The following is a 446-nucleotide window of genomic DNA, read 5'->3' on the forward strand; positions in this document are numbered from 1 at the left end:
TCGTCCTGCATCTGGTAATTGAGCGTCACGTGCTCGACCGCGCCTTGCGCCAGGTGATCGAAGTCAGTTCCGGGGTTGAACAGCAACTGGTTGCCGACCACGCTGGCACTGCCTTGGCCGATCGGCGCGCTGGCGCTGACCAAGGTGAATGCGTGACCGTCGTCGACATCGGTGTCGTTGCCCAGCACRTCGATSGTCAGGGKCTGGTTTTCCGTRCCGGCGGCCGTATCGGCCACCGCCACCGGCGCGTCGTTGGTGCCGGTGATCGTCACGTCCACCGTGGAGCTCGAGAGCGAGCCGTATTCGTCCTGCATCTGGTAATTGAGCGTCACGTGCTCGACCGCGCCTTGCGCCAGGTGATCGAAGTCAGTTCCGGGGTTGAACAGCAACTGGTTGCCGACCACGCTGGCACTGCCTTGGCCGATCGGCGCGCTGGCGCTGACCAA

Annotated in this window: 1 protein-coding gene; it reads right to left on the reverse strand. The window is 64.0% G+C overall.

The features are described from left to right. The coding region (locus tag AC1DH9_RS31005; protein WP_477809571.1) for an Ig-like domain-containing protein at window positions 1-446 on the reverse strand (446 nt) is incomplete at both ends.

Source organism: Pseudomonas sp. 05T35, assembly GCF_056396605.1.